General features: G+C 58.6%; 1 protein-coding gene. It reads left to right on the forward strand.

What is annotated here, in order from left to right; all coding sequences use genetic code 11:
* Positions 1-172: 172 nt before the first annotated feature.
* Positions 173-249 (forward strand): IS66 family insertion sequence element accessory protein TnpB (tnpB, locus tag M8006_RS18535; RefSeq protein ID WP_430886854.1); only part of this gene is annotated, 77 nt, incomplete at its 3' end.

A 249-nucleotide genomic window follows, 5' to 3' on the forward strand; every position in this document is an offset into this window, starting at 1 on the left:
CCCAGAGGCCGCTAAGCCAGTATGCTGCGCAACAAGGGCTAACCTTAGCCGATTTATTGCGTTGGGAAAAACGCTTGAACGTACGCGGCCTGCCGGTACCACCACGCCACCGTCCCGCTCGATTTGTGCAAGTGGCGGTGGCGCCGTGATTCGTCCAAGCACTGACCTGACCGTGTATCTGTGCCGTGAACCGGTGGACATGCGCAAGCAAATCGATGGCCTGGCGTTGTTGGTTCAGGAGGCAATGGA

Origin of the sequence: Halomonas llamarensis (genome assembly GCF_023555005.1) — a bacterium.
Classification (GTDB): Bacteria; Pseudomonadota; Gammaproteobacteria; order Pseudomonadales; family Halomonadaceae; genus Vreelandella; species Vreelandella llamarensis.